The organism is Flavobacterium sp. (assembly GCF_046293665.1).
Classification (GTDB): domain Bacteria; phylum Bacteroidota; class Bacteroidia; order Flavobacteriales; family Flavobacteriaceae; genus Flavobacterium.
The window spans coordinates 43,600-66,904 of sequence record NZ_JBKBOL010000009.1 but is presented as its reverse complement, the minus strand read 5'-3'; the positions used below and the strand labels follow the sequence as shown (position 1 = coordinate 66,904).

General features: G+C 34.6%; 20 protein-coding genes. 8 read left to right on the top strand and 12 right to left on the bottom strand.

All coding sequences use genetic code 11. The features are described 5' to 3' along the window. Positions 1-221: 221 nt before the first annotated feature. The 5 genes from ACK4R1_RS12345 to ACK4R1_RS12325 all read left to right on the top strand — a co-directional run bounded on the left by ACK4R1_RS12345 (position 222) and on the right by ACK4R1_RS12325 (position 5,791). Positions 222-1,565: a DEAD/DEAH box helicase gene (locus ACK4R1_RS12345; RefSeq protein WP_409687427.1), complete on the top strand. Its 1,344-nt coding sequence runs from the start codon at positions 222-224 to the stop codon at positions 1,563-1,565. Positions 1,566-1,626: 61 nt separating this feature from the next. Continuing rightward, on the top strand, positions 1,627-3,567 hold the full coding sequence (locus tag ACK4R1_RS12340) for a BatA domain-containing protein (RefSeq protein WP_409687424.1): 1,941 nt from the start codon (positions 1,627-1,629) through the stop codon (positions 3,565-3,567). After that, positions 3,564-4,817, top strand: coding sequence for a dihydroorotase (locus ACK4R1_RS12335; protein ID WP_409687421.1), 1,254 nt, complete (start codon positions 3,564-3,566; stop codon positions 4,815-4,817). The genes ACK4R1_RS12340 and ACK4R1_RS12335 overlap by 4 nt, the downstream gene beginning before the upstream one ends. A gap of 6 nt (positions 4,818-4,823) precedes the next feature. Beyond that, on the top strand, positions 4,824-5,147 hold the full coding sequence (locus ACK4R1_RS12330; RefSeq protein WP_409687418.1) for a DUF4870 domain-containing protein: 324 nt from the start codon (positions 4,824-4,826) through the stop codon (positions 5,145-5,147). Further along, positions 5,147-5,791 carry an alpha/beta hydrolase gene (locus ACK4R1_RS12325; protein WP_409687615.1) on the top strand — a complete coding sequence of 215 codons (645 nt, stop codon included), beginning with the start codon at positions 5,147-5,149 and terminating at the stop codon, positions 5,789-5,791. Before ACK4R1_RS12330 ends, ACK4R1_RS12325 begins: the two co-directional genes overlap by 1 nt. Before the next feature lie 29 nt (positions 5,792-5,820). Here ACK4R1_RS12325 and ACK4R1_RS12320 read toward each other — a convergent pair whose 3' ends face one another. From ACK4R1_RS12320 to ACK4R1_RS12310, 3 genes are read right to left on the bottom strand one after another with little or no spacing between them, the layout of a single operon-like run. Next, complete coding sequence (locus ACK4R1_RS12320) at positions 5,821-6,309, bottom strand: hypothetical protein (RefSeq protein ID WP_409687415.1); 489 nt, start codon at positions 6,307-6,309, stop codon at positions 5,821-5,823. 13 nt (positions 6,310-6,322) lie between these two features. Then, on the bottom strand, positions 6,323-6,817 hold the full coding sequence (locus tag ACK4R1_RS12315; protein WP_409687412.1) for a hypothetical protein: 495 nt from the start codon (positions 6,815-6,817) through the stop codon (positions 6,323-6,325). Positions 6,818-6,821: 4 nt separating this feature from the next. After that, the gene (locus ACK4R1_RS12310) at positions 6,822-7,589 is read right to left on the bottom strand and encodes an MBL fold metallo-hydrolase (RefSeq protein WP_409687612.1); all 768 of its coding nucleotides are present in this window, start codon (positions 7,587-7,589) and stop codon (positions 6,822-6,824) included. A gap of 111 nt (positions 7,590-7,700) precedes the next feature. Between ACK4R1_RS12310 and ACK4R1_RS12305 the strand changes: the two genes are divergently transcribed. Continuing rightward, positions 7,701-9,185 (top strand): TonB-dependent receptor, encoded by a 1,485-nt coding sequence (locus ACK4R1_RS12305; protein WP_409687409.1) that lies wholly within the window; start codon positions 7,701-7,703, stop codon positions 9,183-9,185. Positions 9,186-9,281: 96 nt separating this feature from the next. Next, the gene (locus tag ACK4R1_RS12300) at positions 9,282-9,668 is read left to right on the top strand and encodes a hypothetical protein (protein WP_409687406.1); all 387 of its coding nucleotides are present in this window, start codon (positions 9,282-9,284) and stop codon (positions 9,666-9,668) included. 4 nt (positions 9,669-9,672) lie between these two features. On the opposite strand, the gene bcp is transcribed toward ACK4R1_RS12300, so the two are convergent. Next, complete coding sequence (gene bcp, locus ACK4R1_RS12295; RefSeq protein ID WP_409687403.1) at positions 9,673-10,125, bottom strand: thioredoxin-dependent thiol peroxidase; 453 nt, start codon at positions 10,123-10,125, stop codon at positions 9,673-9,675. Between the two features lie 80 nt (positions 10,126-10,205). Here bcp and nth point away from each other — a divergent pair, with 80 nt between their 5' ends. After that, positions 10,206-10,865, top strand: coding sequence for an endonuclease III domain-containing protein (nth, locus tag ACK4R1_RS12290; protein WP_409687400.1), 660 nt, complete (start codon positions 10,206-10,208; stop codon positions 10,863-10,865). 17 nt (positions 10,866-10,882) lie between these two features. Here the strand turns inward: nth and ACK4R1_RS12285 are convergent, their stop codons facing one another. The 8 genes from ACK4R1_RS12285 to ACK4R1_RS12250 form a co-directional block, all read right to left on the bottom strand. Beyond that, entirely contained in the window at positions 10,883-11,026 is a 144-nt protein-coding gene (locus ACK4R1_RS12285) for a hypothetical protein (protein WP_187660297.1), read from the bottom strand. Between the two features lie 60 nt (positions 11,027-11,086). Further along, a complete protein-coding gene (locus tag ACK4R1_RS12280) occupies positions 11,087-11,674 on the bottom strand; it encodes an RNA polymerase sigma factor (protein ID WP_409687397.1) in 588 nt (195 codons plus the stop codon). Positions 11,675-11,938: 264 nt separating this feature from the next. Continuing rightward, positions 11,939-13,639 carry a family 16 glycosylhydrolase gene (locus ACK4R1_RS12275; RefSeq protein ID WP_409687394.1) on the bottom strand — a complete coding sequence of 567 codons (1,701 nt, stop codon included), beginning with the start codon at positions 13,637-13,639 and terminating at the stop codon, positions 11,939-11,941. 79 nt (positions 13,640-13,718) lie between these two features. Further along, the gene (locus ACK4R1_RS12270) at positions 13,719-14,630 is read right to left on the bottom strand and encodes a glycosyl hydrolase family 17 protein (protein ID WP_409687392.1); all 912 of its coding nucleotides are present in this window, start codon (positions 14,628-14,630) and stop codon (positions 13,719-13,721) included. Between the two features lie 2 nt (positions 14,631-14,632). Next, entirely contained in the window at positions 14,633-16,996 is a 2,364-nt protein-coding gene (locus ACK4R1_RS12265) for an MFS transporter (RefSeq protein WP_409687389.1), read from the bottom strand. Positions 16,997-17,016: 20 nt separating this feature from the next. Further along, the gene (locus ACK4R1_RS12260; RefSeq protein WP_409687609.1) at positions 17,017-18,468 is read right to left on the bottom strand and encodes a glycoside hydrolase family 30 protein; all 1,452 of its coding nucleotides are present in this window, start codon (positions 18,466-18,468) and stop codon (positions 17,017-17,019) included. A gap of 62 nt (positions 18,469-18,530) precedes the next feature. Further along, positions 18,531-19,781: a glycosyl hydrolase family 17 gene (locus tag ACK4R1_RS12255; RefSeq protein WP_409687386.1), complete on the bottom strand. Its 1,251-nt coding sequence runs from the start codon at positions 19,779-19,781 to the stop codon at positions 18,531-18,533. Beyond that, the gene (locus ACK4R1_RS12250) at positions 19,781-23,134 is read right to left on the bottom strand and encodes a hypothetical protein (RefSeq protein ID WP_409687383.1); all 3,354 of its coding nucleotides are present in this window, start codon (positions 23,132-23,134) and stop codon (positions 19,781-19,783) included. Before ACK4R1_RS12250 ends, ACK4R1_RS12255 begins: the two co-directional genes overlap by 1 nt. Between the last annotated feature and the right edge of the window lie 171 nt (positions 23,135-23,305).

Sequence of the window (23,305 nt, the reverse complement as noted above, 5' to 3'; positions counted from 1 at the left end):
TACTAAATCCGTTTTGCAGGTTAAAACAATAAGCGAATTGGAGGCGGAAATTTTAATCTAAAGGAAATTATTTTTATAAATGTATGAAATATAATTTAATAGTAAGAAAGTCAGTATTAATTAAAACCGAATTAATTGATTATTGGGTGATTAACAAAAAGAAAACGACTAAAAAATTCCCAAAATAGAATTCCTTACCTTTGCCGCAAATTACACATGCAATGAACACTTTTGAGCAATTCAATCTTCCGAAATCCCTACAAAAAGCCGTCGACGAATTAGGTTTGTCAACACCAACACCTATTCAGGAAAAATCATTTTCGGTGATTATGTCAGGTCGAGATATGATGGGAATTGCCCAAACCGGTACCGGAAAAACGTTCGCTTATTTATTGCCAATACTAAAACAATGGAAATTTGTTGCTACTGATACGCCACGTGTAGTTATTTTAGTACCGACACGTGAATTAGTAGTGCAAATTGCTGCCGAAGTAGAAAAGCTGACCCAATTTATGTCGGTGCGAACTCTAGGCGTTTATGGTGGTGTAAACATCAATACGCAAAAAAAAGCCGTTTATCAAGGAATTGATGTTTTGGTTGGAACTCCGGGAAGAATCATGGATTTGGCTTTAGACAACGTCATTCGCTTTGACAGTTTGCAAAAATTAGTCATTGATGAATTTGACGAAATCCTGAATTTAGGTTTCCGCACTCAGGTGACTTCAATCTTAGCGATGATTAAAACCAAACGCCAAAATATTTTGTTTTCAGCGACCATGACCGATGAGGTTGATGGCATGCTAGAAGAATATTTTGAATTTCCCGAAGAAGTGTCGCTGGCACCAAGTGGCACGCCATTGGAACAAATTGAACAATTGGGTTACAAAACGCCTAACTTTTTGACGAAAGTCAATTTGATCATCGAATTACTAAAAGACGAAGCCTACGAACGTGTATTGCTTTTTGTCAACAATAAAAAAACGGCTGATTTGTTGGCTGATAAATTGGAAGAAGTCTATCCGGAACAATTCGGAACGATTCACTCGAATAAATCACAAAACTACCGTTTGCAAACGATGGCTACCTTTCAAGCCGGAGAAATTCGCGGGATTGTAACTACCGACGTAATGGCAAGAGGTTTGGATATTTCAGACATCACACACGTAATCAACGTAGAGTTTCCCGAAATTCAAGAACAATACATCCACCGTATCGGTAGAACCGGTCGTGCCGACAAATCAGGTATTGCGATTAGTTTAATCAGTCCAAGAGAAGAAGAAATCATGATTGAGGCCGAAATGCTCATGGAAAAAGAACTTACCTTTTTGCCTTTACCAAAAGAAGTTGTAATCGCGGAACGTTTGCTTGAGTTTGAGAAAGACAGAAAGAAAATGAAGGTCATTCTGAAAACCAACAAACTAGAAGGCGGCGCTTCCTTTCACGAAAAGGCCAAGAAAAATACCAAAGTCAATCTCGGCGGACCATCGAAAACTAAAAAGAAAACCGGCACTTCGGTGAATAGAAACATTTTGAAGAACAGAGCAGCGAAGCGAAAGAAGAAATAATTCACCCTTAGTAATTGATAATTGACAATTGATTACTATTTTTGACAAATCGAAATTCGTAATGCAATTCAAACACCCGGAAATTCTCTATTTTCTTTTCTTATTGGTGATTCCAATATTGGTGCATTTATTTCAATTGAGACGTTTTAAGAAAGAATATTTCACCAACGTACAATTCCTAAAAGAACTTTCCCTGCAAACCCGAAAAAGTTCGACCATCAAAAAATGGTTGTTGCTTTTTACACGATTATTGCTGCTGGCTTGTTTGATTTTGGCCTTTGCTCAACCTTTTTTCACCGCTAAGGAAAGTTTGAAAGCCACTAATGAAATGTACATTATCCTAGACAATTCCTATAGCATGCAAGCCAAAGGTAAAAAAGGAGAATTGCTAAAACGCGCCGTACAAGATTTATTAGAACACACTCCGGAAGCACAAAACTTTTCGTTGATTACCAACTCTGAAACCTATTGGAATACCGATATCAAATCGATTCAAAAAGATTTACAGGATTTAAAATACAGCGCGACACCTTTTAGATTAGACAATTTGATTGCTAAAGTCAATGCGAGAAAGTCTGCTTTCAATAAAGACATCATTGTCATTACCGATGCTGTTGGATTAGAGACCAATCAGGCGAAAAGCTTCAAGAAAGAAGACAATGTTTATTTCATTATACCGCAAGCAGAACAAAAAAATAACGTTTCCATTGACAGTGTTTACCTCCAACAAACCTTAGATAATTTTTATGAAATTGGGGTGAAATTATCAGCCAACGGAAAAGACATTTCCGCAGTTCCGATTGCGTTGTACAACCAAAATAAGTTGACTGCAAAAACTTTAATAGATTTCAATAACAATGGCAATGGCAAAAATCAAATAATTAAGTTTACCATTCCGAAAGAAGATTTTCATGGCTATGTTTCGATTACAGACAATGGTTTGGCTTATGACAATACATATTATTTCAGCATTTCTAAACCCAGCAAAACCAATGTAATCAGTGTTGGCGATACAGAAAAAAGTAATTTCTTGGCCCGAATTTATACCAACGATGAGTTTGCGTACACCAATTTTCCGATAGCGAATTTGGATTACAACTTATTAGAAAAGCAAGATGCAATTGTATTAAATGAACTCAAAGATATACCGCAAGCGTTACAAACAACCTTAAAATCATTTGTAAACAAAGGCGGAAACCTGATTGTCATTCCGGCGCAAGAAAGCAATGTGAATTCGGTAAACAGTTTGTTAGCCAATTTTGGAAGCATTCAACTAAAAACAGCAACAAGCGGTGAAAAAAAAGTCACTAAAATCAATTTTAATCATCCGTTATTCAGCAGTGTTTTTGAAAAAAAAATCGATAATTTTCAATATCCATCCACTAAATTAAGTTTTAGTATAAACACTACATCACCTGCTGTACTTTCGTATGAAGACCAAAGCGCATTTCTGAGTTCGATTTCAAATCCATTGTCATCAGTCTATGTTTTTGCAGCGCCAATTAACAAAACCAACAGTAATTTTCAGAATTCTCCATTGATTGTACCAACGTTCTACAATATGGCGCAAAACAGTCAAAAAACCGGTGTCAATGCAATTGTTATTGGTGAAAACCAACCCTTAATAGTTGATGCATTGTTATCGAAAGATGAAATTTTAAGCATTAGAAACACGACCGAGAGTTTTATTCCCATTCAACAGTTGTTGAATACTAAAGTAAAAATGACTTTTGCTGACAATCCAACTGAAGCCGGAAATTTTGGTATCTTTAACGGTACGGATTTGATCCAAAACATCAGCTTTAATTACACACGAACTGAAAGCAACTTGAGTTTAACCAATACAGATATTGCAACGAATTACAAAGAAATCGATGATATAGAAACGGTTTTCAATACGATTCAAACAGAACGAACTGATACACAAATCTGGAAATGGTTTGTGCTGCTTACACTACTCTTTTTAGTATTAGAACTACTTATTCAAAAATTTGTAAAATGAACCTGATCATCCGAAAAGCCAAAATTGTTGACCCTAAAAGTCCGTTTCACAACAAAACCGTTGATGTGAAAATTACACAAGGCATCATCGAAGAAATAGGCACTTCTCTGCTCAATATAGATACGCACCAGGAATTCCAACACGATGGTTTGCATCTTTCTCAAGGTTGGTTTGATACTAGTGTTTCTCTAGGCGAACCGGGTTTTGAAGACCGAGAAACCATCGCCAACGGATTAGAAGTTGCTGCTAAAAGTGGCTTTGCCGGAATCGCTTTGCAACCCAATTCAAATCCTATAATAGACAACCAGTCTCAAGTACATTTCGTTAAACAAAAAAGCGCTAACTCAGCCACAGAATTGTTTCCGATTGGTGCTTTAACTAAAAACAGCGAAGGCAAAGATTTAGCTGAATTGTTTGACATGAAAAACGCCGGAGCTATCGCTTTTGGAGATTATGGAAAAAATATAGCGAATGCCAATCTGTTAAAAATAGGATTACAATATACTCAAGATTTTGACGGTTTAGTGATTGCTTTTGCTGAAGAGGAAAACATCAAAGGTAATGGCGTTGCCAATGAAGGCGTTGTTTCTACAAGATTAGGTTTGAAAGGAATTCCAAGTTTAGCCGAAGAATTGATGGTCGCTAGAAACTTATTTTTACTAGAATATACCGGTGGAAAATTACACATTCCAACAATTTCTACCGCCAAATCGGTTGCGTTAATTAAAGAAGCTAAAGCCAAAGGTTTGCATGTGACTTGTAGCGTTGCCGTACACCATTTGGTTTTAACCGATGAAAAACTGGATGGTTTTGATACGCGTTATAAAGTTTCACCGCCATTGCGCACGGAAGCTGACAGAAAAGCTTTAATCGATGGCGTTTTAGACAATACCATTGATTGCATTACTTCTGACCATAATCCAATGGATATTGAGCATAAAAAGATGGAATTTGATTTGGCCAAAAACGGAACCATTGGTTTGGAAAGTGCTTTTAGCGCATTGTTAACCATATTGCCTTTAGATAAAACAATAGAAAAATTAACTTCCGGTAAAACTATTTTAAATATTGAAAATCATATAATTAAAGAAAAAAATAACGCTAGTTTTAGTTTGTTTCAAATTGACAACGATTGGACATTTACTAAAGAACATATTTTATCAAAATCTAAAAATTCTGCATTCCTTGGACAAAACATGAAAGGAAAAGCTATTGGAATTTACAATCAAGGAAAATTAGTTTTAGCCTAAATTATTATGGAAAATATTGAAAAAGCAAAGAACACAGCAATTGTAGCTTACTTAACTATCATTGGTAGCGTAATTGCCATTTTTATGAATCAAGAAGAAAACAAATCAGAGTTTGCTTCATTTCACATTCGACAAGCTTTAGGATTGTTTATCTCTTTCTTTTTATTGGGTTATTTTGTGGGTTATGCCAATAGTTGGACGGCGACTTCTGCCTTTTATTTGTTCTATTTTATTCTTTGGATTTATGGCTTTTTAGGAGCCGTTCAAGGACAAAAAAGAGAATTGCCGTTGGTTGGTGGATTTTTTCAAAACCTATTTAAAAATTTATGATGACTTTATCACTTCACCATCTAGTTAGAGAACCTAAAGACAAGAAAGACAAAAACCCTTTACTCCTATTGCTTCACGGTTATGGTAGTAATGAAGAAGATTTGTTTTCATTTGCCGGTGAATTACCCGAAGAGTACTATGTAGTTTCAGCACGCGCGCCATTTGATATGACTTTTGGCAGTTATGCTTGGTACGCGATTAATTTCGATGCTGATGAGAATAAGTTTTCAGACATTGGACAAGCCAGAGCCTCGAGAGATATTATTGCCGGTTTTATTGACGAATTAACAGCCAATTATCCAATCGATGCTGATAACGTAACACTAATTGGTTTTAGTCAAGGTTGCATATTAAGTTATGCCGTGGCTTTGTCTTATCCTGAAAAAGTTCAGCGCGTAGTGGCTATGAGTGGTTATTTTAATCCGGAAATCGCAGTTGATGATTATACTGAAAATGATTTGAGTAAGTTAAAAATATTTGCTTCACACGGAACGGTTGACCAAGTAATTCCGGTTGAATGGGCTCGAAAATCTATTCCGATGCTTCAAGTTTTAGGTATTGACGTTATTTTTAAAGAATACATGGTTGGTCATGGCGTTGCACCACAAAATTTCTTCGATTTCAAGCATTGGTTATCCCAATAAAAAAGGTCTTGAAAATCAAGACCTTTTTGTTATTCTTCGGTATCACTACCAGTAACTTTTTTTCCAATTTGACCATCTCCGGCGTACTTAATTTCGTCTCCTTTTTTCAAAACATACCCTTTCCACGGCACTAATTGCCAATCTTCAAAAACCCAAGGCTTTCCTTCAGAAAGACGTTTTAAAACTAAAGAATTGGTGTCATTTGGAAAAAAAACTTCCGCCTGACTTAGATCTTCACTAAAAAGCACAAACGCACTCAAAGCTTCGTCTTCATTGTCTGGTTTAGCAATCGGATTTAAAGGAATGCCGGTGTAACCTTTGACACATTCTTTGTTCATTTTAGACCAAATATAACCTGCCGTTGCCAAACATCCGTGTTCGTCTTTGTCATTTACAACAGTGGAATCTTTAACTGCCGAAGGAACATTTTCTTCTTCAGTTTCTGTTTCGTTTTGATCCGTTAATTTACAGGAAAACAAAACAATTGAAGCCATTAAGAGTAGAGATATTTTTTTCATGCCTTAAAAATTTCTAGTTTAATTGTTCAGGATATAGATAGGAATTCATGATTTCAAACGAAATGGTTTGGTCTTCATTGATGAAATATTTAAGCATCACTTCACCCCAAAGTTTACCATTGCTGTAATTGGCTATTATCCAACGGTGATTTAAAAGTTTGATTTTATTGATAATAAACTTCTGTTCACCCATTTTAATTTGGTCAGTATACTGATTTCCTTCCGGTGAATCATTATAAGACAATAGCTTTTGCTTTACTTTTTCACTAAAAGTGCTGATGTCTTTTTGATTTAAGTAATTCTGAGCTCTGTCATTGGCTTCTAAAGAAAAATAATTAGCATCGTATAATTGGTCTGTCAAATTTGTAATACTATCATTTAGCTTTTTACTGTCTTGGACAATTGCTGGTTTTTTTTCTGACGATTCTTTTGAAGTAAAATATTTATAAGTAAAAATATTCATCAAAACCGCAATGATAAACAAGTACAAAAACAAAGACTTTTTCATAATATTAAATTGTAATTTTCAAATTGTCATAGGCCAAAAACACATTTGGCGGTAATTTTTTTTGAACCTCTTCATGAAAACCTAAAAGATGACTGATGTGAGTCAGATAAGCTCTTTCGGGTTGAACCAAATGTATAAAATCTAACGCTTCCTGCAAATTAAAATGAGTATGATGCGGTTCTTCTCTTAAGGCATTCACTACCAATACTTTTAACCCTTTCATCTTTTCTATTTCCGTAGCTTCAACCGTTTTTACATCGGTTAAATATACAAAATCCTGAATTCGATAACCAAAAACCTGAAGATTTCCGTGATTAACATTGATTGGTGTAATCTTGGCTTGACCTATTGTAAAATCAGTATTGTTTTTAACTTCAAAAATCTCAACACCAGGCGCGCCCGGATACTTGTTTTCAGTTTCAAAAATATAATCAAAACGCTTTTTGAAATTTTCTAAAACTCGATGGTGTGCATAAATTGGAATGTCTTTTTTTTGTCTGAAGAAAAACGGTCGAATATCATCTAAACCTGCTGTGTGATCAGCATGTTCATGTGTAAATAAAATGGCGTCTAGCTTCTCACAACCAGAAGTCAGCATTTGTTGTCTAAAATCGGGACCGCAGTCAATTACGACCGAAGCTTCTTCAAAAGTAATCCAAACCGAAACCCTCAAACGCTTGTCTTTTACATCTTCACTCATACAAACGGGATGATGACTACCAATCACAGGAATTCCTTGAGATGTACCTGTTCCGAGAAAATAAACTTGCATCATAGCATGGTTTTTGATGGAATCATTTTTTAAAGTTGTACTATAAAAGTAATTAATTACAAAAATAGGTTAATTATCTTTTAATAAAATAGCTATTTTACTAACTTTGCCATGAATACTTACACTACTATGGACAATATTGTTTCTATTATCAAATTGAAAGGCGATAAAGCCATTGAACAAATTCCCGCAATCAAAGATAAAGCCCTGAGAATCAATCTTAATGATAACATTTACGGGACATTTGCAGAAATTGGAGCCGGTCAAGAAACGGTAAGACACTTCTTCAGAGCCGGTGGTTCTTCCGGAACGATTGCAAAAGCGATGTCGGCTTACGATAAAGATTTTAGTGATGCAATATATGGAATTGAAGATGACGGTCGTTATGTAACCGAAAGTCGTCTGAAAAAAATGCTGAATCATGAAGTAGAGTTAATTGAAAAACGTTTAAAAAGAGACAAACATCCCAATAAAATATTTTTCAGTTTTGCCAATACCGTCGCTACTATTGATTTTGCCAAGCAATTCAAAGGTCACGGTTGGGTTGGAATAAAATACCAAGTTGAACCTGATGAAGATTACAACGAAATTACACTTCACATCCGTTTTAAAGAAACTGACGCACGTTTACAACAAGAAACTTTAGGGATATTGGGTGTGAATTTGATTTATGGCGCTTTTTACAAATACAATGATCCTAAAAAATTGTTGCGTTATTTATACGATCATTTAGACAAAGACCAATTAGAAATAGATACTATTAACTTTTCCGGTCCGCGTTTTGCCAATGTTGACAATCGCTTGATGAGTTTACAGTTGGTTAAAAATGGAATGACGGATGCGGTAATGTTTGGTCCTGATGGAAAAAATATTTTGCCGGCCTCTATTCTTTACAAGAAAAATATTTTGGCCTTAAGAGGAAGTTTCCGACCGGTTACTCAGGTAAACATGGACATGTATGAGAAATCACTAAAAATGTTTCTTGAAGAAAGTAAGGTTGACAAAGACAATACATTGGTTGTTTTTGAAATCACATTATCCAATTTGCGTTCTGAAGGTGAAATTGACGAAAGAGATTTTATGGACAGAGCCGAACTGCTATGTTCTCTTGGTCAAACTGTAATGATTTCCAACTTCCAAGAATATTATAAAGTAGTAGAATATTTCTCGAATTATACCAAAGCTCGTATGGGACTGGCCATGGGAGTTAACAACTTAGTAGATATTTTTGACGAAAAATATTATCGTCATTTGAGTGGTGGTATTTTGGAAGCTTTCGGTAAATTATTCTACCGTGATTTGAAAGTATTCTTATATCCGATGGAAGATGAAAACGGAGAAATTGTAAATTCTCAAAACCTGAAAGTACATCCGCGCATGAAAGAATTATACAAATTCTTTGCTTACAACGGAAAAGTGGTTGATATTACTGATTTCGACAAAGACCACTTAAAAATATTTTCTCGCGAAGTATTAAAAATGATAAGTACCGGAACACCGGGTTGGGAAAAATTACTACCTCAAGGTATTGCAGACATTATCAAACAGCACCAGTTGTTTGGTTATGATCCGAATAGAATTTTGGAGAAAGCTTAGTAAACTATAGCAACTAGATATATAAATCCGGATTGTGAAGGCAGTTCGGATTTTCTTTATATTTGAGTGTTCAGAATTTAATTACAACTAAATAAAATGGTAATCATCTCTAAATACATCATAATTTGTTTTGGATTATTCTTTGTATTAGCTGGATTACTGATGCTTTTTGCTCCCAAAAAAGCCAATGCTATTTTAAGAAAAGCCGGAAGCACTAATTTTATAAATTATGCTGAAATAAGTATACGAATGATTCCTGCTATTGCATTAATTATCTATTCAAATTACTCTAAATATCCTGATATTTTTAAGATTTTCGGTTGGTTTATGCTTTTAACTTCCTTCGTACTGTACTTTGTCCCGAGGCAACTTCATCATAGCTTTTCAGTTAAAGCTGCTGATATTTTAAAACCTAAATATTTTCAGTTAATCTCGCCATTTGCAGTCATAATTGGAATGGTTATAATTTACAGTGTGATTTAAAATACTATTTCAATATCTGTGACGCATGTTCTTTAGTCTTAACGGCTGAAATCACTTCGTCAATCACACCTTCTTCATTGATTACAAAAGTGGTTCTGTGAATGCCGTCGAATTCTCTTCCCATAAATTTTTTTGGTCCCCAAACACCGAAGGCTTCAATAACAGATTTGTCTTCATCTGCCAATAATGGAAAAGGAAACTCATATTTGTTTTTGAATTTACTTTGAGCTTTGGCACTATCGGCACTAACGCCCAACAAAGCATAGTTATTAGCTTGAAATCGTTCAAAATTATCTCTCAAATCACAAGCTTCTGCAGTACAACCTGGTGTGTCAGCTTTTGGATAAAAGAAAACAACCAACTTTTTACCTTTGTAATCTGCTAATGAATGATTGTTTCCATCTTGGTCTTTTCCTGAAAAATTTGGTGCTTTGTCACCTTTTTGAAGTGTTGTCATATTTTGTGGTACTAAGGTTAAAAGGGATTAAGGTATTGAGGTTTTAATTTATTATTTTTACAAATCAAATTTAGTTTAAAATGACCAAAAAAGAGCGTGCAACATTTGTTATAAATACGTTAAAAGAATACTATCCTGAAATTCCTATTCCACTAGACCATAAAGACGCTTACACTTTACTGATTGCAGTTTTACTCTCAGCGCAATGCACTGATGTTCGCGTAAACCAAATTACTCCTATTCTATTTTCTAAAGCCGATAATCCCTATGACATGGTCAAACTTTCAGTCGAAGAAATTAAAGAAATTATCCGTCCGTGTGGTTTATCTCCAATGAAATCAAAGGGCATCTTTGGTTTGTCTAAAATTCTTATTGAAGAGTACAACGGTGAAGTACCAAAGAGTTTTGAAGCTTTAGAAAAATTGCCTTCTGTCGGACATAAAACTGCCAGTGTAGTTATGTCGCAAGCTTTTGGTGTTCCTGCATTTCCTGTGGATACACATATTCATCGTTTGATGTATCGTTGGAATTTAAGCGATGGTAAAAACGTTCAGCAAACTGAAAAAGATGCTAAAGCCATTTTTCCAAAGGAATTGTGGAATGAACTGCATTTGCAAATCATTTGGTACGGAAGAGAATATTCGCCTGCTCGTGGTTGGGATTTAAACAAAGACATTATTACCAAAACCATTGGCAGAAAAGATATCCTTGATGAATATTATAAAAAAACATCCCGATAGATTTATCGGGATGTTTCTTAATTAGCAATATTTTCGAAGTTCATGTTGCCTACTTTAATAATATTCAATGCACAAGAATATTGAAGTATCAGACGTATGGTTTCTTTTTTAGGTAACATTTTTTTGGGTGCTAATTTTCTTTTTGAGTAAAGTTTTGCCATATATAAATCTGTTGGTTTTGAGACGTTTATATAATAACGCAAAAGTTTACTTTTTATTGCCTAGGAAGGTAAATAAATTTTATTTTTCTCAATTACCTTTCTAAGATTTGTAATGGCATATCGCATTCTACCCAAAGTAGTGTTTACGCTAACACCTGTAAAATCAGCTATTTCTTTAAAACTCATGTCTAAAAAATAACGCATCATAATCACTTCTTTTTGATCATGAGGTAATTTTTCAATAATCGTTTTGATATCGATTTCCACTTGATTTTTAATCAATCTTCTTTCGATATTCAATGAGTCATCAGTGATTCTGGAAAAAATCAACAGCTCATCGGTATCGCGATTTAATGGCATTTTTTTATCGTTACGAAATTTGTCTATGATCAAATTACTCGCTATGCGCAAAACCCACGATAAAAACTTACCTTCTTCGTTATAGTATTTTTTGGACTTAAGGGTATGGATTACTTTGAAAAATGTTTCCTGAAAGATATCTTCGGTCACATCTCTATCCGAAACTTTAGAATAGATATACCCATAAATTTTTGATTGGTGCCTATTGATAAGGATACCCAAAGCGTTTTCATCGCCTGAAACATACTTATCCACTAATACAGCATCCGGTAGTTGAGATTGTGCCATAATATTACCTTTTAGTAAGGGTTAAAAAAAGAATTTTTAATCTAAAAAGTAATATTCGTGTATAGGCAAATCGAGTTTGAGAGTTAATTAATAGCCAAATTTAACATAAAATTTATTTAAAAAACAAATAAAAAGAGAAAAAAATATTATTTTCTACCAATTAAGCTATTATTTTCTTTAAGAATATTTAATAATGGTGTTTTTTGTTATCGAATTTCCATAATAAAAGCAGAGCCAAATTCTAAGTTTATGAAACTTACCTCTTTACTCTTTTAGTATTTTAAAATTTTGAATTCCATTTAAGTTTTCAACCTTTAAAAAGTATACTCCTGAATTAAAGTTACGCATATCAATATCGTGTAAGGAATTAACTATTGCGTCAATAAGTGTCTTTCCTGATATATCGGTTAGCCTTATTTTACTTTGATCATTATATAACTGCAAGTGCAATATACTTTCCACCGGATTTGGGTAACAAAGTTGTTTGAATTCATTAGTGATTGGCACATCTAATGAGCAATTATCACCAACTACGTAAGAAAAATATTTTGTAACTGACAATCCACCAGCAAAGGCAAATTTGACAGCGTAGCTAATAGTAGATCCAATGGTTTGACCGGTAATCGTTCTTGTAAATATATTACCGGACACATTAGTCATCGGGTATTCTGTAAATGGATTTTGTCTCCACAGAAAGGCCACCACACCCACTTTATCAGTATCTAACATTTGAAAAGTGATTTTTACATCTGTTCCCAAAGTTTCAAAAGCATAATTATATCCGATAGTAAAAGAACCCTGTTGTGTTTCAGTATCAGTACCCGAACAGCCCACGGTTCCGGTGGTAGTTGCATTAAGTACTATTGGGTTTTGAACATAATTATTCCCCGCCAAATCACTGGCTGAGACGGAAAAAACATAAGTAGTAGTAGGTAGCAAATTAGGAACTACGACCGATTTTTGAATTCCTGAAGGATTGGCTAAAGTAATTGTTCCTCCATTATAGGTAATGGTATAATTAACATTTCCAGAATTGTCGTTTGCATTTAATAATAACTCAATTGTAGAACTTGTAACAGCACCAATTGAAGCTGTAAAATTTGTTGGTGACTGTGTATCGGTTTGCGCATTTTGATAAACCCTCACATAATCAATTTCCATAGTAGCCTGATTGAAATTAGATGGAATTGAACCGGCAACACCTCCCATGGCAATATTCAGTAATAAATATTGTTCTGCATTAAAAGGCCAATTATTTGGTGTTTTGACTGCCGGATTGTAGGTATAAAAAACGACACCATCCAAAAGAAAAGAAATTTGAAAAGGAGACCAATTCATAGAATAAACATGAAAATCATTTCCTAAATTATTAGCTATTGTTCCTCCAATATTTATTGTGTTTCCGAATGATGATGGTGTATGTAAAGCACTTTGAACATAATTTGAGGGTTGCGAAGGTGTTATTCCATGTTCCATAATATCAATTTCTCCACAAGCCGGCCAACTTGTTGTTCCGAATTGGGCGTCAAAAAAGCCTCCGTCTTCGTTTACATTCTTTCCTAACATCCAGATGGCAGGCCAAGTACCTTGATTCGTTGGAATTTTAGCTCTTACATCTACACGACCATATAAAAAAGAAAACTTCGAATTTAACCGCGCCGAAGTATATTGTTTAGTAACACCTTGATCGGTAAAAGGCTGTTTTTTGGCGACGATGTTTAAGAAACCCGCATTAACAAACGAATTAGTCAATGAATTGGTATAATGCTGTACTTCTCCGTTAAACCAACTTCCTCCGTCAGGTAACTGTGTTTGATGATGCCATTTACTAGAATTTATGGCTCCATTGGTCTCAAATTCATCAGACCATACTAAATCAGTATACACAACATCTACTTGAGAATAGCCATTTTGCATAGCAAGGATAAAAGTTAAAAAAATTAGAAATAGAAAATTATTTTTCATGATGAGCGTTTATTGTTTATTCAATTAGTATAATTAGATTTAAAACTTACCCATCTAACTCTATTATAAATAGTATATGCTAAAATTTTAATTGTTCATTTTTATCCCATAATCCCCAATAAGCGCCAACATCTCCTTCTGCGCCAACTTTCCATGCTTCATCAAAAGAGGAAAAGTAGAAAATTTCAATATTATTTTGTTTGGACCAAGATTGCGTTTCTATAAAATACTGCATCGCATTTTCTTCGGAAGCAAAAGCACCTTTGAGAGAACCGCCTTCGCTAGGCCAACCGGTTTCTGTAATGATAACTCGTTTTCCTTGACCGGCATCTCTTGCAGAGCCAAACATACTTTGCATGTGTTGCAATGAATATTCTATTGGACATCCTTCCCAATAAGGATAGCAATTGGTTAAAATGACATCACAAGCTTCAGTAATATTAGGTCGATGTGAAAATTCATAATAAGCATCTACATAACCTACCGGAATATTTGGTAAAGCTTCTTTCACTCGATGAATGTAGTTTAGTAATTGTTCTTCTGTTAAATCACCTCGGTACATTACTTCATTACCAACGGCAGCAATATCTACGCAACCTTCTTTTGCCAGGGTTATCAAACCCTCTATTTCTTTTTCATTAAGTGCTAAATCATTTCCTAACCAAGCTCCAACAAGCGTTTTAATTCCATTTTGATGAGCAATTCGAGGAATGTTTTCGTTTCCTTCAATACATGAAAATGAACGAATCCATTGGGTGTAGGGCTTTAATACCTGAATTCGTCTGTTTACTTGTTCGGCGGTAATAATGTCACCCGGTTTTTGACCTTCTTCGTAAAGACTAAAACAAATGCCATGCATTCCATTTTCAAGTGTTTCTTTCCAAATTTCCTTTAACTTTTTAACCGGAATTTCCGAATAATTGATACTTTCCTGAAAATTTTCAAAAGAAGACTCTTCTAAAGAAAAATAATGACCTTCTCTGTATGACATGATTAATTTACTTTAAGTTCAAATTTCAATTTTTCGTTTTTGTCCCAAATTCCCCAAGCAGTTCCAACTGTTCCTTCTTGATTGGCTTTCCATGATTCATCAAAGGATGAAAAATAGAACAAATCAATATCATTTCCTTTTGCCCATTCATGAGAAGCAACAAAATATTTTATGGCATTGATTTCTGATGGAATGGCTTCGTCAACAGTTTCACCATTGCTAGGCCAACCGGTTTCTGAAATGATAATCTTTTTTCCATTAGCAACTTTTTGTGTTACTGCGAGCATGTTTTGCAAATAAGAGATTGCATAATCAATTTTTGCCCCTTCCCAAAACGGATAAAAATTAACCAAAAGAACATCACAATTTGAAACCAAATTTGGTTTATCTAAAAACTGATAATAAGCGTCCACATAGCTTACTGTTGTATTGGGTAATGCTTCTTTGACTCTTTTAATATAGGCGATAAGTTCTTGCTCAGAAATTTCATTACGGTGTAACACTTCGTTTCCTATTGCAGCAATATCTACCAAACCTGCTTTTGCCAATTTGATTAGCGATTGAATTTCTCTTTCATTTCTAACTTTGTCATCACTTATCCAAGCTCCTACTATGGTTTTTAACCCTTTTTGGTGAGCAATTTCAGGGATTAATTCATTGCCTTCCGTACAAGAGAACGAACGAATCCATTGGGTATGTGGTGCAATGATTTCCAATCGCCTTTTAATTTGGTCTGCCGATAGTATATCTCCGGCTTGTTGACCTTCACCATAAGGGCTAAAACAAACACCATGCAATCCGTTGCTTAAAATATCTTCGTATTCTTTTTTAATTTCAAAGTTACTTTTAAGACTAAAATCAGTACCTAAAATGGTATTTATACTACCATTTTTCAAGAAAGAATTTAACTTACCCGGTAAGTAAGACGAAGAGGAAGACGATACTGTTTTCTTTTGCTCTTTTCTTTTGGCTAATTCTGCACTTATTTCCATGGCACGTTCTTCTGTAACATCATAATCTCTCATTACCCAGATAGCAATTAATGTCCCTAAAATTGGTAATCCTGAGAAAAACAGTCTCAATCCGAACATAGACTCATAAGTTTGTGTAGCGGCACCCGATTTGAAATCTACTAGTGTTAGTATCAATCCACTTAATAATCCGGCTATGGCCAAACCAAATTTTACCATCCACCAATAAATAGCTCCAAAAATACCTTCTCGTCTTTTGCCTGTATTAAGTTCATCTATATCAATAACGTCAGAAGTCATAGACATCATCAATGTAAATAGACTTCCTATACCAAAAGAGAAAAAGGGTAAAGCAAATAAGAACAGGTAAGGTTTTCCCGGAACAAATAAGAACCATAATAATATATATCCGATGATTGAAATCCCTTGAGACCAAATAAAAGCTTTCTTTTTACCTACTAATTTTGACATTTTAGAAACAATCGGAATGACTAGTAATGTTGTAATTATGGCACCAACACTACCGAATAAAGTTGGCCAAATTCCAATTTGATCCGGATTACTGCTAAATAGATAATATTTTATGATGAAGTATGAAAAACCAGCAATAGTATTGAATGCATTGAATATCAAAAAAGTAGCTATACACAACTTTTTAAAAGGTACTATTTTTAAAGCATCCTTGAATCCAGTTATAATTAAATCAAAACTACTGCCTATACTCTTTAAAGTTAATGGTTCGTAATTTTCATTTAAAGTTGACTTACTACTGATAAAAATAGCAGGAATTGCTGCCAGCATCGAACAACCTATAGCCACATAAATCGCCAAAGTTCTTGTTGCAATTTCTCCTGATTCAAACATTGACTTGTCGGCCATAATTACCCAAAACCATGGTGCGATTACCCAGGCTAGTTGACCAATAAACTGGGCAATAGCCATAATATCAGTACGTTCGTGAAAATCATCACTCATTTCGTATCCCATTGCAACATAGGGAACGCTAAAAATGGTTAACCCAAGATAGAAGACTAATGACCAAATTAAAAAATAGGTAAAATTGTAATTTACACTATCACCCGAAAAAAGCTGCCACATAAAGGCAAAGGATAAACCCATCACTATGGCTCCAATAAAAACATATTGTCTTCTTCTTCCCCATTTTGACTTAGTATTATCTGTAATAAAGCCCATAATTGGGTCGGTTATGGCATCAAAAAGTTTTGGTACAAAATAAATAACACCCAACATCCAACCGGGAAAACCTAAATTTTCTACCAGTACAACGATAAAAATACCCAATGCCGCAGGAAACATTTGATTGGCTAACATTCCTAGACCAAACGCTATTTTTTGACCCATCGGTACTTTAGCTTTTAAAGTGTTATTTGACATATCGAAGGTATTTTAAGTTATTATTTGATTACTACAGTTTGCAATGCTTTTGCATCTATTGAAATGATTGTGCTTTGATTGTTGATTTGTATTTCGATTGTTTGTTTCGATTCGGACGGATTGAAAATAGCAACAGCTATTGATCCGTCAGGATTTTTTACCGCTGTAGTTACGACTTCATTACTGTTGATTGTACATCCAATTTTTACAGCACCCGGGCGCATGAACTTACTAAAATGAGCCATGGTATAATACAATGGCGTAAAATAGACTTCATCTTTATCAGGATCAACAATTACCGGAGCGACACACCAATTTTTAAACCAATTCGGGCCGCCTTGTCGGTCTAAAACCATATTCCAATCAACCCAACCATCAACCCAATTGTTCATACATCCAATGATATCGTTGGCATAACGGTTAACCGGAGCATATTTAGGATGTAAATGTTTGTCTTTTTCGCTGGCCCAATCCCAACCCCAATCGGTGGCTTCCTTTTTCCAATACCAAGCGTCATCATTCCAATGCGGAATTTCAGAATCAACACATCCTTCGGTTTCAATCAAATACTTATTGGGTGCTTTTTTATGGGCATATTGAAGTTCTTTGGCAAAATAATCATACGTGCTTTCATACCAATGTATAGCTGTTCCGGCAAAGTATTTTGAAGTTTTTTCATCTTTGAACATTGCATCAACCCATTCAGGCAAACCTGCTCTGTTTTGATCATAACCGAAAATTTTGACCTCAGGCCAGCCATCTTTTTCTAGCTTAGGACCTAAATGATTTTGAACAAACAAAGTCATTTCTTCAGGAGAAAAATGGGTGCTTTCCCAATTGTTTCCATTACCGTGTGGTTCATTGATAACCGTAATACCCCAAATGTTGATTCCTTCTTTTTTGTAAGCGGCTAGATATTTAGAAAAGTATAAGGAAAATGCATCGTTGAATTCAGGTAATAATTTTCCACCAACATATTTTTTATTGTCTTTCATCCACGGCGGACATGTCCAAGGTGAAGCGATGATATTAAAGCCTTCCTTAGAAATAGCCTGTGCTTCTAAAATCATAGGAATGAGGTCGTCTTTATCGTCTTCGATAGTGAAATGTTCCATTTTTAAGTCGTTTTCGACTTTGGCGTAAGTATAATTACTCAAGGAAAAATCACAAGAGGCAATGTGTGTTCGTGTCAAAGAATAATTGGCACCGGCTTCACTAAAATAAGCCTCGAGTATTTTTTTTCGGTTAGCTTTGCTTAGTTTGTTCAACAAATAAGCTGAAGATTCAGTAAATGAACCACCAAAACCTGTAATTGTTTGAAACTTTTCTTCCGGATTTAAGGTGATAATTAGCGGTTTTCCATTGTCTGAAAAATCTGTAATCTTTTTTAACGAATTGCCTTGTGCTGAAGTTTCATAGACTTCAACATTGAGTTTATCGGTCACTTTACAACTGTGCAATGAAAATGCCATACTACAAGCTAGTATCAAAAATTTAACATCAATTATTTTATCCTTTCTCTTTGGCATTCTTTCTAATTTTTTAAAATCGCAGTGGGTGTTTTTACGTCTAACCACAAGGCGTTTTCTTCACCTTTATAAGTTTTTGTAATGGGTTTGCCGTTTCGGGTTAAACCATTAAACGTTCCGTTATCTACCTCTTTCCAAAGCGCAAACTTGGCTTGTGATTCTAAATTGATCAATCCGAAATGATTTTCTGAGCCCATCGGATTGCTACTGTCTTTCCAATTTTCGTCGAAAGCTTCAAAATAGAAACACGAAATTTTATTACTGTTTGACCAATCTCTCATCAAATGGTAAAATTGAGCCGATTTATATTCGTCAGTAGCTTTAGAACCATCATTCCCATAGTGTTCATTGGAAACTGTTGCCCAGCCGGTTTCGCCAATGTGAACCGGTTTATTTACACCAATTGATTTCATATAATTGACAACATTATTGTATTGTTGAATCGCATAATCTCTGGCTCTTACCATAGCTAAATCAATTTTTTCTTTTTCGGACAAAGCCGATTCACTTTCTTTTATTCCCCAAAAAACAGGATTATAATGTGTGTCATGCATCGGATAAGTATGCATTGAAATATAATCTACTGCTTTAATCAACTGATTTAAATCTTCTACATGGTATTCCTTTCCACCGCCGCCCCATGAGGCAAAATTGTCAGAACTCGTTATCCAAGTTTCTTTTGGTAATTGATTTGTCTTTTTTAAATTTTGCAAATAATTGACCCATTTCAAAACGATATTAGGCGTTACATAATAACTCGTTGCCCATTGAACCATAGCCTCATTCCCTACCGCAATAACTTTAACTACATCAGGATATTGATTGGTCAATCGCACTGCTTCTTTAATTTCGATGGCATTGCGGTCACTTTCTTCGTGGTGAATTGGTGGCAAATCTGTCCAAGCATTTTTACAATCAATCCAAGCACCTAACATGACGTACATTTCAAAATTGGCATTCTCTTTTTTTAATTCAGTTATGGCTTTTAACAGACTAGAAGCTTCTTCGTAATGAACATTGTAGGTTCTGAGCACTTTTATATTCATAGCAGAAAGAAGTTTCAAATCTTCCTTTATCTCGGCAATTGTTGGTTGCTTTTCTCTTGTTTGAGTTCTGTAACCACCATAACAAATCGCCTGGTAATCAACATTTCCTAATATTTTTGCTGCAGTCATTTCTTTAGAAACTAAATTGCTGGTATTTTTTTGATTACATGATATAAACAGTAGTAATATGATGTAAAATAACTTATTCATTATCTCCAGTTGTTTTCATTTAAATAAACCACCACTTGAGAAATCTCACCTGTTCTGTGGAATATTTTTGTGCTATTTTCTCTGTCTAATACCAGTGTTTCATAAATTTCCTCAGTTCCATTCGCATACTGTAATTTTAGACTGTTTGAATTTGCCATTTTATAAATAACAGGCACTTGACAAACCGTAAATGCCATACTGCTTTTTTCTAAAATCAATGTTTTTTCTTTACCATCTACCAAAACAAAAGTAGCTTCGGTATCATCTTGTAAGAACTCATTTTTAAGAATAAATGTTGGTTGAAAATGCAATTTACCATCGTTCAATTTCACACCCAATTCACCTATACGAGTTAGAATATCTTCCTTCACCTGACCAGTCATTCCCGGTTGTTGAGCACCTTTATTAAATGGCGTATGGGAATAAGGATCGGTTGGAAAGGCACCGTACACTTTAGGCGACTTATGAACACCGATTCCGGCTCCTATGGCATCAAAATGAGCAACCAACGAATCAATTGTAGACTGACTTTCATTGGATTCCGTTGCTGTACTAATAACTTCTAAAACGGCTACATGTAATTTGGAAACCATGTGCCAATAGATTGAACCCAAACCTTCGTATCCATAAAAAGTACCGGATCGTCCTGTAAATGCTTTATGATTGAAAACATCTTCAAAAATTTGCAAAACTGCGTCCGATTCATTTTCAACCAATAGCTTGAATTCTTGATGATTTTTCAATTGGTTTAAAGCTTCTTTTACATCATTGGCATTGTGAAAATTGCCATTGAAATGAAAACCACCTTTAATGTCTTGATTGATTAATTGGAAGTTATGGTTTTCGAGTAGCTTTTTTAGCAATTTTGAATTTTCTACTTTATCTTTTGGAATGGTATTTTTCTCTAAAAACTTAGGAAGTTCTTTATTCGGATATAAAATATAACTGCTTTGGTCAGGTCTGTACAAAGCACTGTTTCTCAAAGCATCCAAGACCGCTAGTGATTCTTCACCATTTAGAAATCCTGAACTCAAAACGGCCACTTGACCTTCGAGCATTTCAGGTAAATAAGAAATTGAAACGCCCTCATTTTCAACAGACATCAAATTGTAAGCATGAAATAATTGGTCTTCTCTCTGATTGGCTTTTATAGAATGTTCAATAAAATCAATGCTAACTTGGGTAAACTTTTTTAAACCTTCCATAGAATGGGTTCTTTTCTTTCCCCAAAATCCGCTATTGTAAACTTGGTGGCGGTATTCAGAAGCCGCTTGACCTAATGCATCCAATATTTTTTTTCTGTCTTTATCGTTTATTGGCTTAGAGAGTAAAGGTTGAAAGGCCAATAAATTTTCTCGAATAGCGTGATAAAACTCGACCATTTCGTTCGAAATTTTTATCGTTTCTTGATTTGAATTGTCAAGTAATTGTTGGAAGAATTTCAAAAATCTTCTCAAGTAATACAAAGTCACCATCGAAACACCATTACCTACTAGCGCATTATTTGCATCGTTCCATTCCGGGCGTTGGGTATTCATCCAAATACCGGCTTCGGGAATAAAATTGGACATTTTAGCCAAAACTGTTGCCAATATCTTTTCGATTAAATTGACATGATAGATTTCGTCATTGTTATCTCTTAACAATGCTCCGTCGGCTCCATTTTGGTTTCTACGGACATTGATTTTCGCATCCCATTCGTGATTGAATAGTATAGTGTCTTTTGGATTTTGCAAAATATCCTGATACGACTTAATGGTATAAGGAACGGCGGCATAAACAAAACATTCTTTATCAAAGTATTGATTTAATTTACCGGGTTGGTATTTTTCGATAAACTCTAAAAATTTTAATAAATAAATAATTTGATGGTCACCCCAATAGCCAATGTATGACCATGGATTATCAGGTTCGATAGTTTCCCAATCAAAACCGTCTTTGGTCACGCGATACGGATTGTATCCATCAAAAGTGGAAGCGTTTAAGAATTTATGAATCATTCCGTCAATAAACTCTGGATAAGCATAAGCCAAAGCTTCCCAATTCTGGAAAATATCACGCCAATTGCCTTGGTAATCTAGGATTTTAGAACCGTCTATTTCGCTTCGAGTGTTGATGGAAAATTTATTCCATGGTCGACTAGGATCACCGTGACGGCGGCTAAATTTCAATGGTAAGTATTCTGTGCACAGACGGAATAAATCGGCATCATCATTGTCTACAATAAGTTGTTGCAAATAAGCATAATCGAAGTTTTCCGGTAAATTGCTTAAAAAAGTTGATTGTTTTTGAAAAACACCTTTGTTTGCTTTTGAAATATATTGAACAAAATCGCTTTTATCAATTTGATAATTATGATCAAAAATACCACCGCGCATGATGTTGAACAAAACATTGGAAAAATGACGTGTATCTTTTCTTTTGTCGGCTGTAAACTGCAATCCATCTGCAGCGGCGTTTAAAGCAATTAAATTTTGCGTTCCTAAAGCAATATCGTCAACTACCTTATTTTCAAGGTTTTTATCATTAGAGATGGCTTCTGTAAGTTCTATAACTTGAGATTGATTTTGATTTACATTACCAATAATCTTCCAGCTCTTTGATTGATTGGCTTCAAGAGTTAAATCAGCGGAAATAAAATAAGCCCCTTTTTCACCTTTAATATCGGTTTCTTGTTTAACTTTTTGTGTCTTTCTGAAAGCAGGAAGTTGCAACGATGACAATAAATAAGTTGGTTTTTCAAATCCTAACGACCAAACAACATTCGCTTTTAAAGCCTCACTTGGTTCTGCTTTATCAACAATAATTGCACTTAAAGCATAAATTCCTAATCCACTTTCAGCGTGAAGTTCGTTGCGCTTATAAGCATCAACTAAATTGCTCGTTGTGGCTTGTAAATCACTACTAACACCTTGTGGTAAAACATTTTGAATACCATCTAAAAGTGTGATGGAATAATTTTCATTAGAGTTGTTGATTAAATTGGATGATTTGACAAAACCATACAAGTTGCTACTACTCCATTGGTATCTGAAAGTAAGATGTAAATCGTGATGAATTTCCTCAAAAATGATTTTATTGCCGTAACTGTTCTTGTACAAATTTCTACTGAGATTGTATTTGTCATTAAAGCGCTCTGAAAACGGTTCCCAAATGATGGTTTCATTTTTAGAGTGAATTTGGAAAATAGACTTACTTCCGGTAATATCTGCAAATTCAGTAATCTTATCATCTGTGTAATAAGGGAAAAGTGCAAATTCAGCATTCTTTCTTCCGGCAGAAATACCACCATTACTTGAAATAAATAGCCAATGATTGGAATCACTAACAATGCTCATAAAAAATGGCCTCATTAGATCGGAGTTTTCTATTTTATAAAATTTTTCGCCGTTTATTTCAATTAGTTGCATAAAATCTGTTCAATTGTAATTATTTTATTCATTTTTAAAAATCAACTAGAGAAAATTTAAAGTTGAATTAGTTGAAATAAATCAACTAAAATGAATACCTATTTTTATTATTTA

What these genes read in the sequence shown, in the direction of transcription:
- ACK4R1_RS12250 (WP_409687383.1), bottom strand. Translation starts at nt 23,134, where the DNA reads ATGAGGCCATTTTTTATGAGCATTGTTAGTGATTCCAATCATTGGCTA.
- ACK4R1_RS12255 (WP_409687386.1), bottom strand. Translation starts at nt 19,781, where the DNA reads ATGAATAAGTTATTTTACATCATATTACTACTGTTTATATCATGTAAT.
- bcp (WP_409687403.1), bottom strand. Translation starts at nt 10,125, where the DNA reads ATGACAACACTTCAAAAAGGTGACAAAGCACCAAATTTTTCAGGAAAA.
- ACK4R1_RS12330 (WP_409687418.1), top strand. Translation starts at nt 4,824, where the DNA reads ATGGAAAATATTGAAAAAGCAAAGAACACAGCAATTGTAGCTTACTTA.
- ACK4R1_RS12310 (WP_409687612.1), bottom strand. Translation starts at nt 7,589, where the DNA reads ATGCAAGTTTATTTTCTCGGAACAGGTACATCTCAAGGAATTCCTGTG.
- ACK4R1_RS12260 (WP_409687609.1), bottom strand. Translation starts at nt 18,468, where the DNA reads ATGGCATTTTCATTGCACAGTTGTAAAGTGACCGATAAACTCAATGTT.
- ACK4R1_RS12340 (WP_409687424.1), top strand. Translation starts at nt 1,627, where the DNA reads ATGCAATTCAAACACCCGGAAATTCTCTATTTTCTTTTCTTATTGGTG.
- ACK4R1_RS12320 (WP_409687415.1), bottom strand. Translation starts at nt 6,309, where the DNA reads ATGAAAAAAATATCTCTACTCTTAATGGCTTCAATTGTTTTGTTTTCC.
- ACK4R1_RS12280 (WP_409687397.1), bottom strand. Translation starts at nt 11,674, where the DNA reads ATGGCACAATCTCAACTACCGGATGCTGTATTAGTGGATAAGTATGTT.
- ACK4R1_RS12285 (WP_187660297.1), bottom strand. Translation starts at nt 11,026, where the DNA reads ATGGCAAAACTTTACTCAAAAAGAAAATTAGCACCCAAAAAAATGTTA.
- ACK4R1_RS12265 (WP_409687389.1), bottom strand. Translation starts at nt 16,996, where the DNA reads ATGTCAAATAACACTTTAAAAGCTAAAGTACCGATGGGTCAAAAAATA.
- ACK4R1_RS12300 (WP_409687406.1), top strand. Translation starts at nt 9,282, where the DNA reads ATGGTAATCATCTCTAAATACATCATAATTTGTTTTGGATTATTCTTT.
- ACK4R1_RS12270 (WP_409687392.1), bottom strand. Translation starts at nt 14,630, where the DNA reads ATGTCATACAGAGAAGGTCATTATTTTTCTTTAGAAGAGTCTTCTTTT.
- ACK4R1_RS12305 (WP_409687409.1), top strand. Translation starts at nt 7,701, where the DNA reads ATGAATACTTACACTACTATGGACAATATTGTTTCTATTATCAAATTG.
- ACK4R1_RS12275 (WP_409687394.1), bottom strand. Translation starts at nt 13,639, where the DNA reads ATGAAAAATAATTTTCTATTTCTAATTTTTTTAACTTTTATCCTTGCT.
- nth (WP_409687400.1), top strand. Translation starts at nt 10,206, where the DNA reads ATGACCAAAAAAGAGCGTGCAACATTTGTTATAAATACGTTAAAAGAA.
- ACK4R1_RS12335 (WP_409687421.1), top strand. Translation starts at nt 3,564, where the DNA reads ATGAACCTGATCATCCGAAAAGCCAAAATTGTTGACCCTAAAAGTCCG.
- ACK4R1_RS12315 (WP_409687412.1), bottom strand. Translation starts at nt 6,817, where the DNA reads ATGAAAAAGTCTTTGTTTTTGTACTTGTTTATCATTGCGGTTTTGATG.
- ACK4R1_RS12345 (WP_409687427.1), top strand. Translation starts at nt 222, where the DNA reads ATGAACACTTTTGAGCAATTCAATCTTCCGAAATCCCTACAAAAAGCC.
- ACK4R1_RS12325 (WP_409687615.1), top strand. Translation starts at nt 5,147, where the DNA reads ATGACTTTATCACTTCACCATCTAGTTAGAGAACCTAAAGACAAGAAA.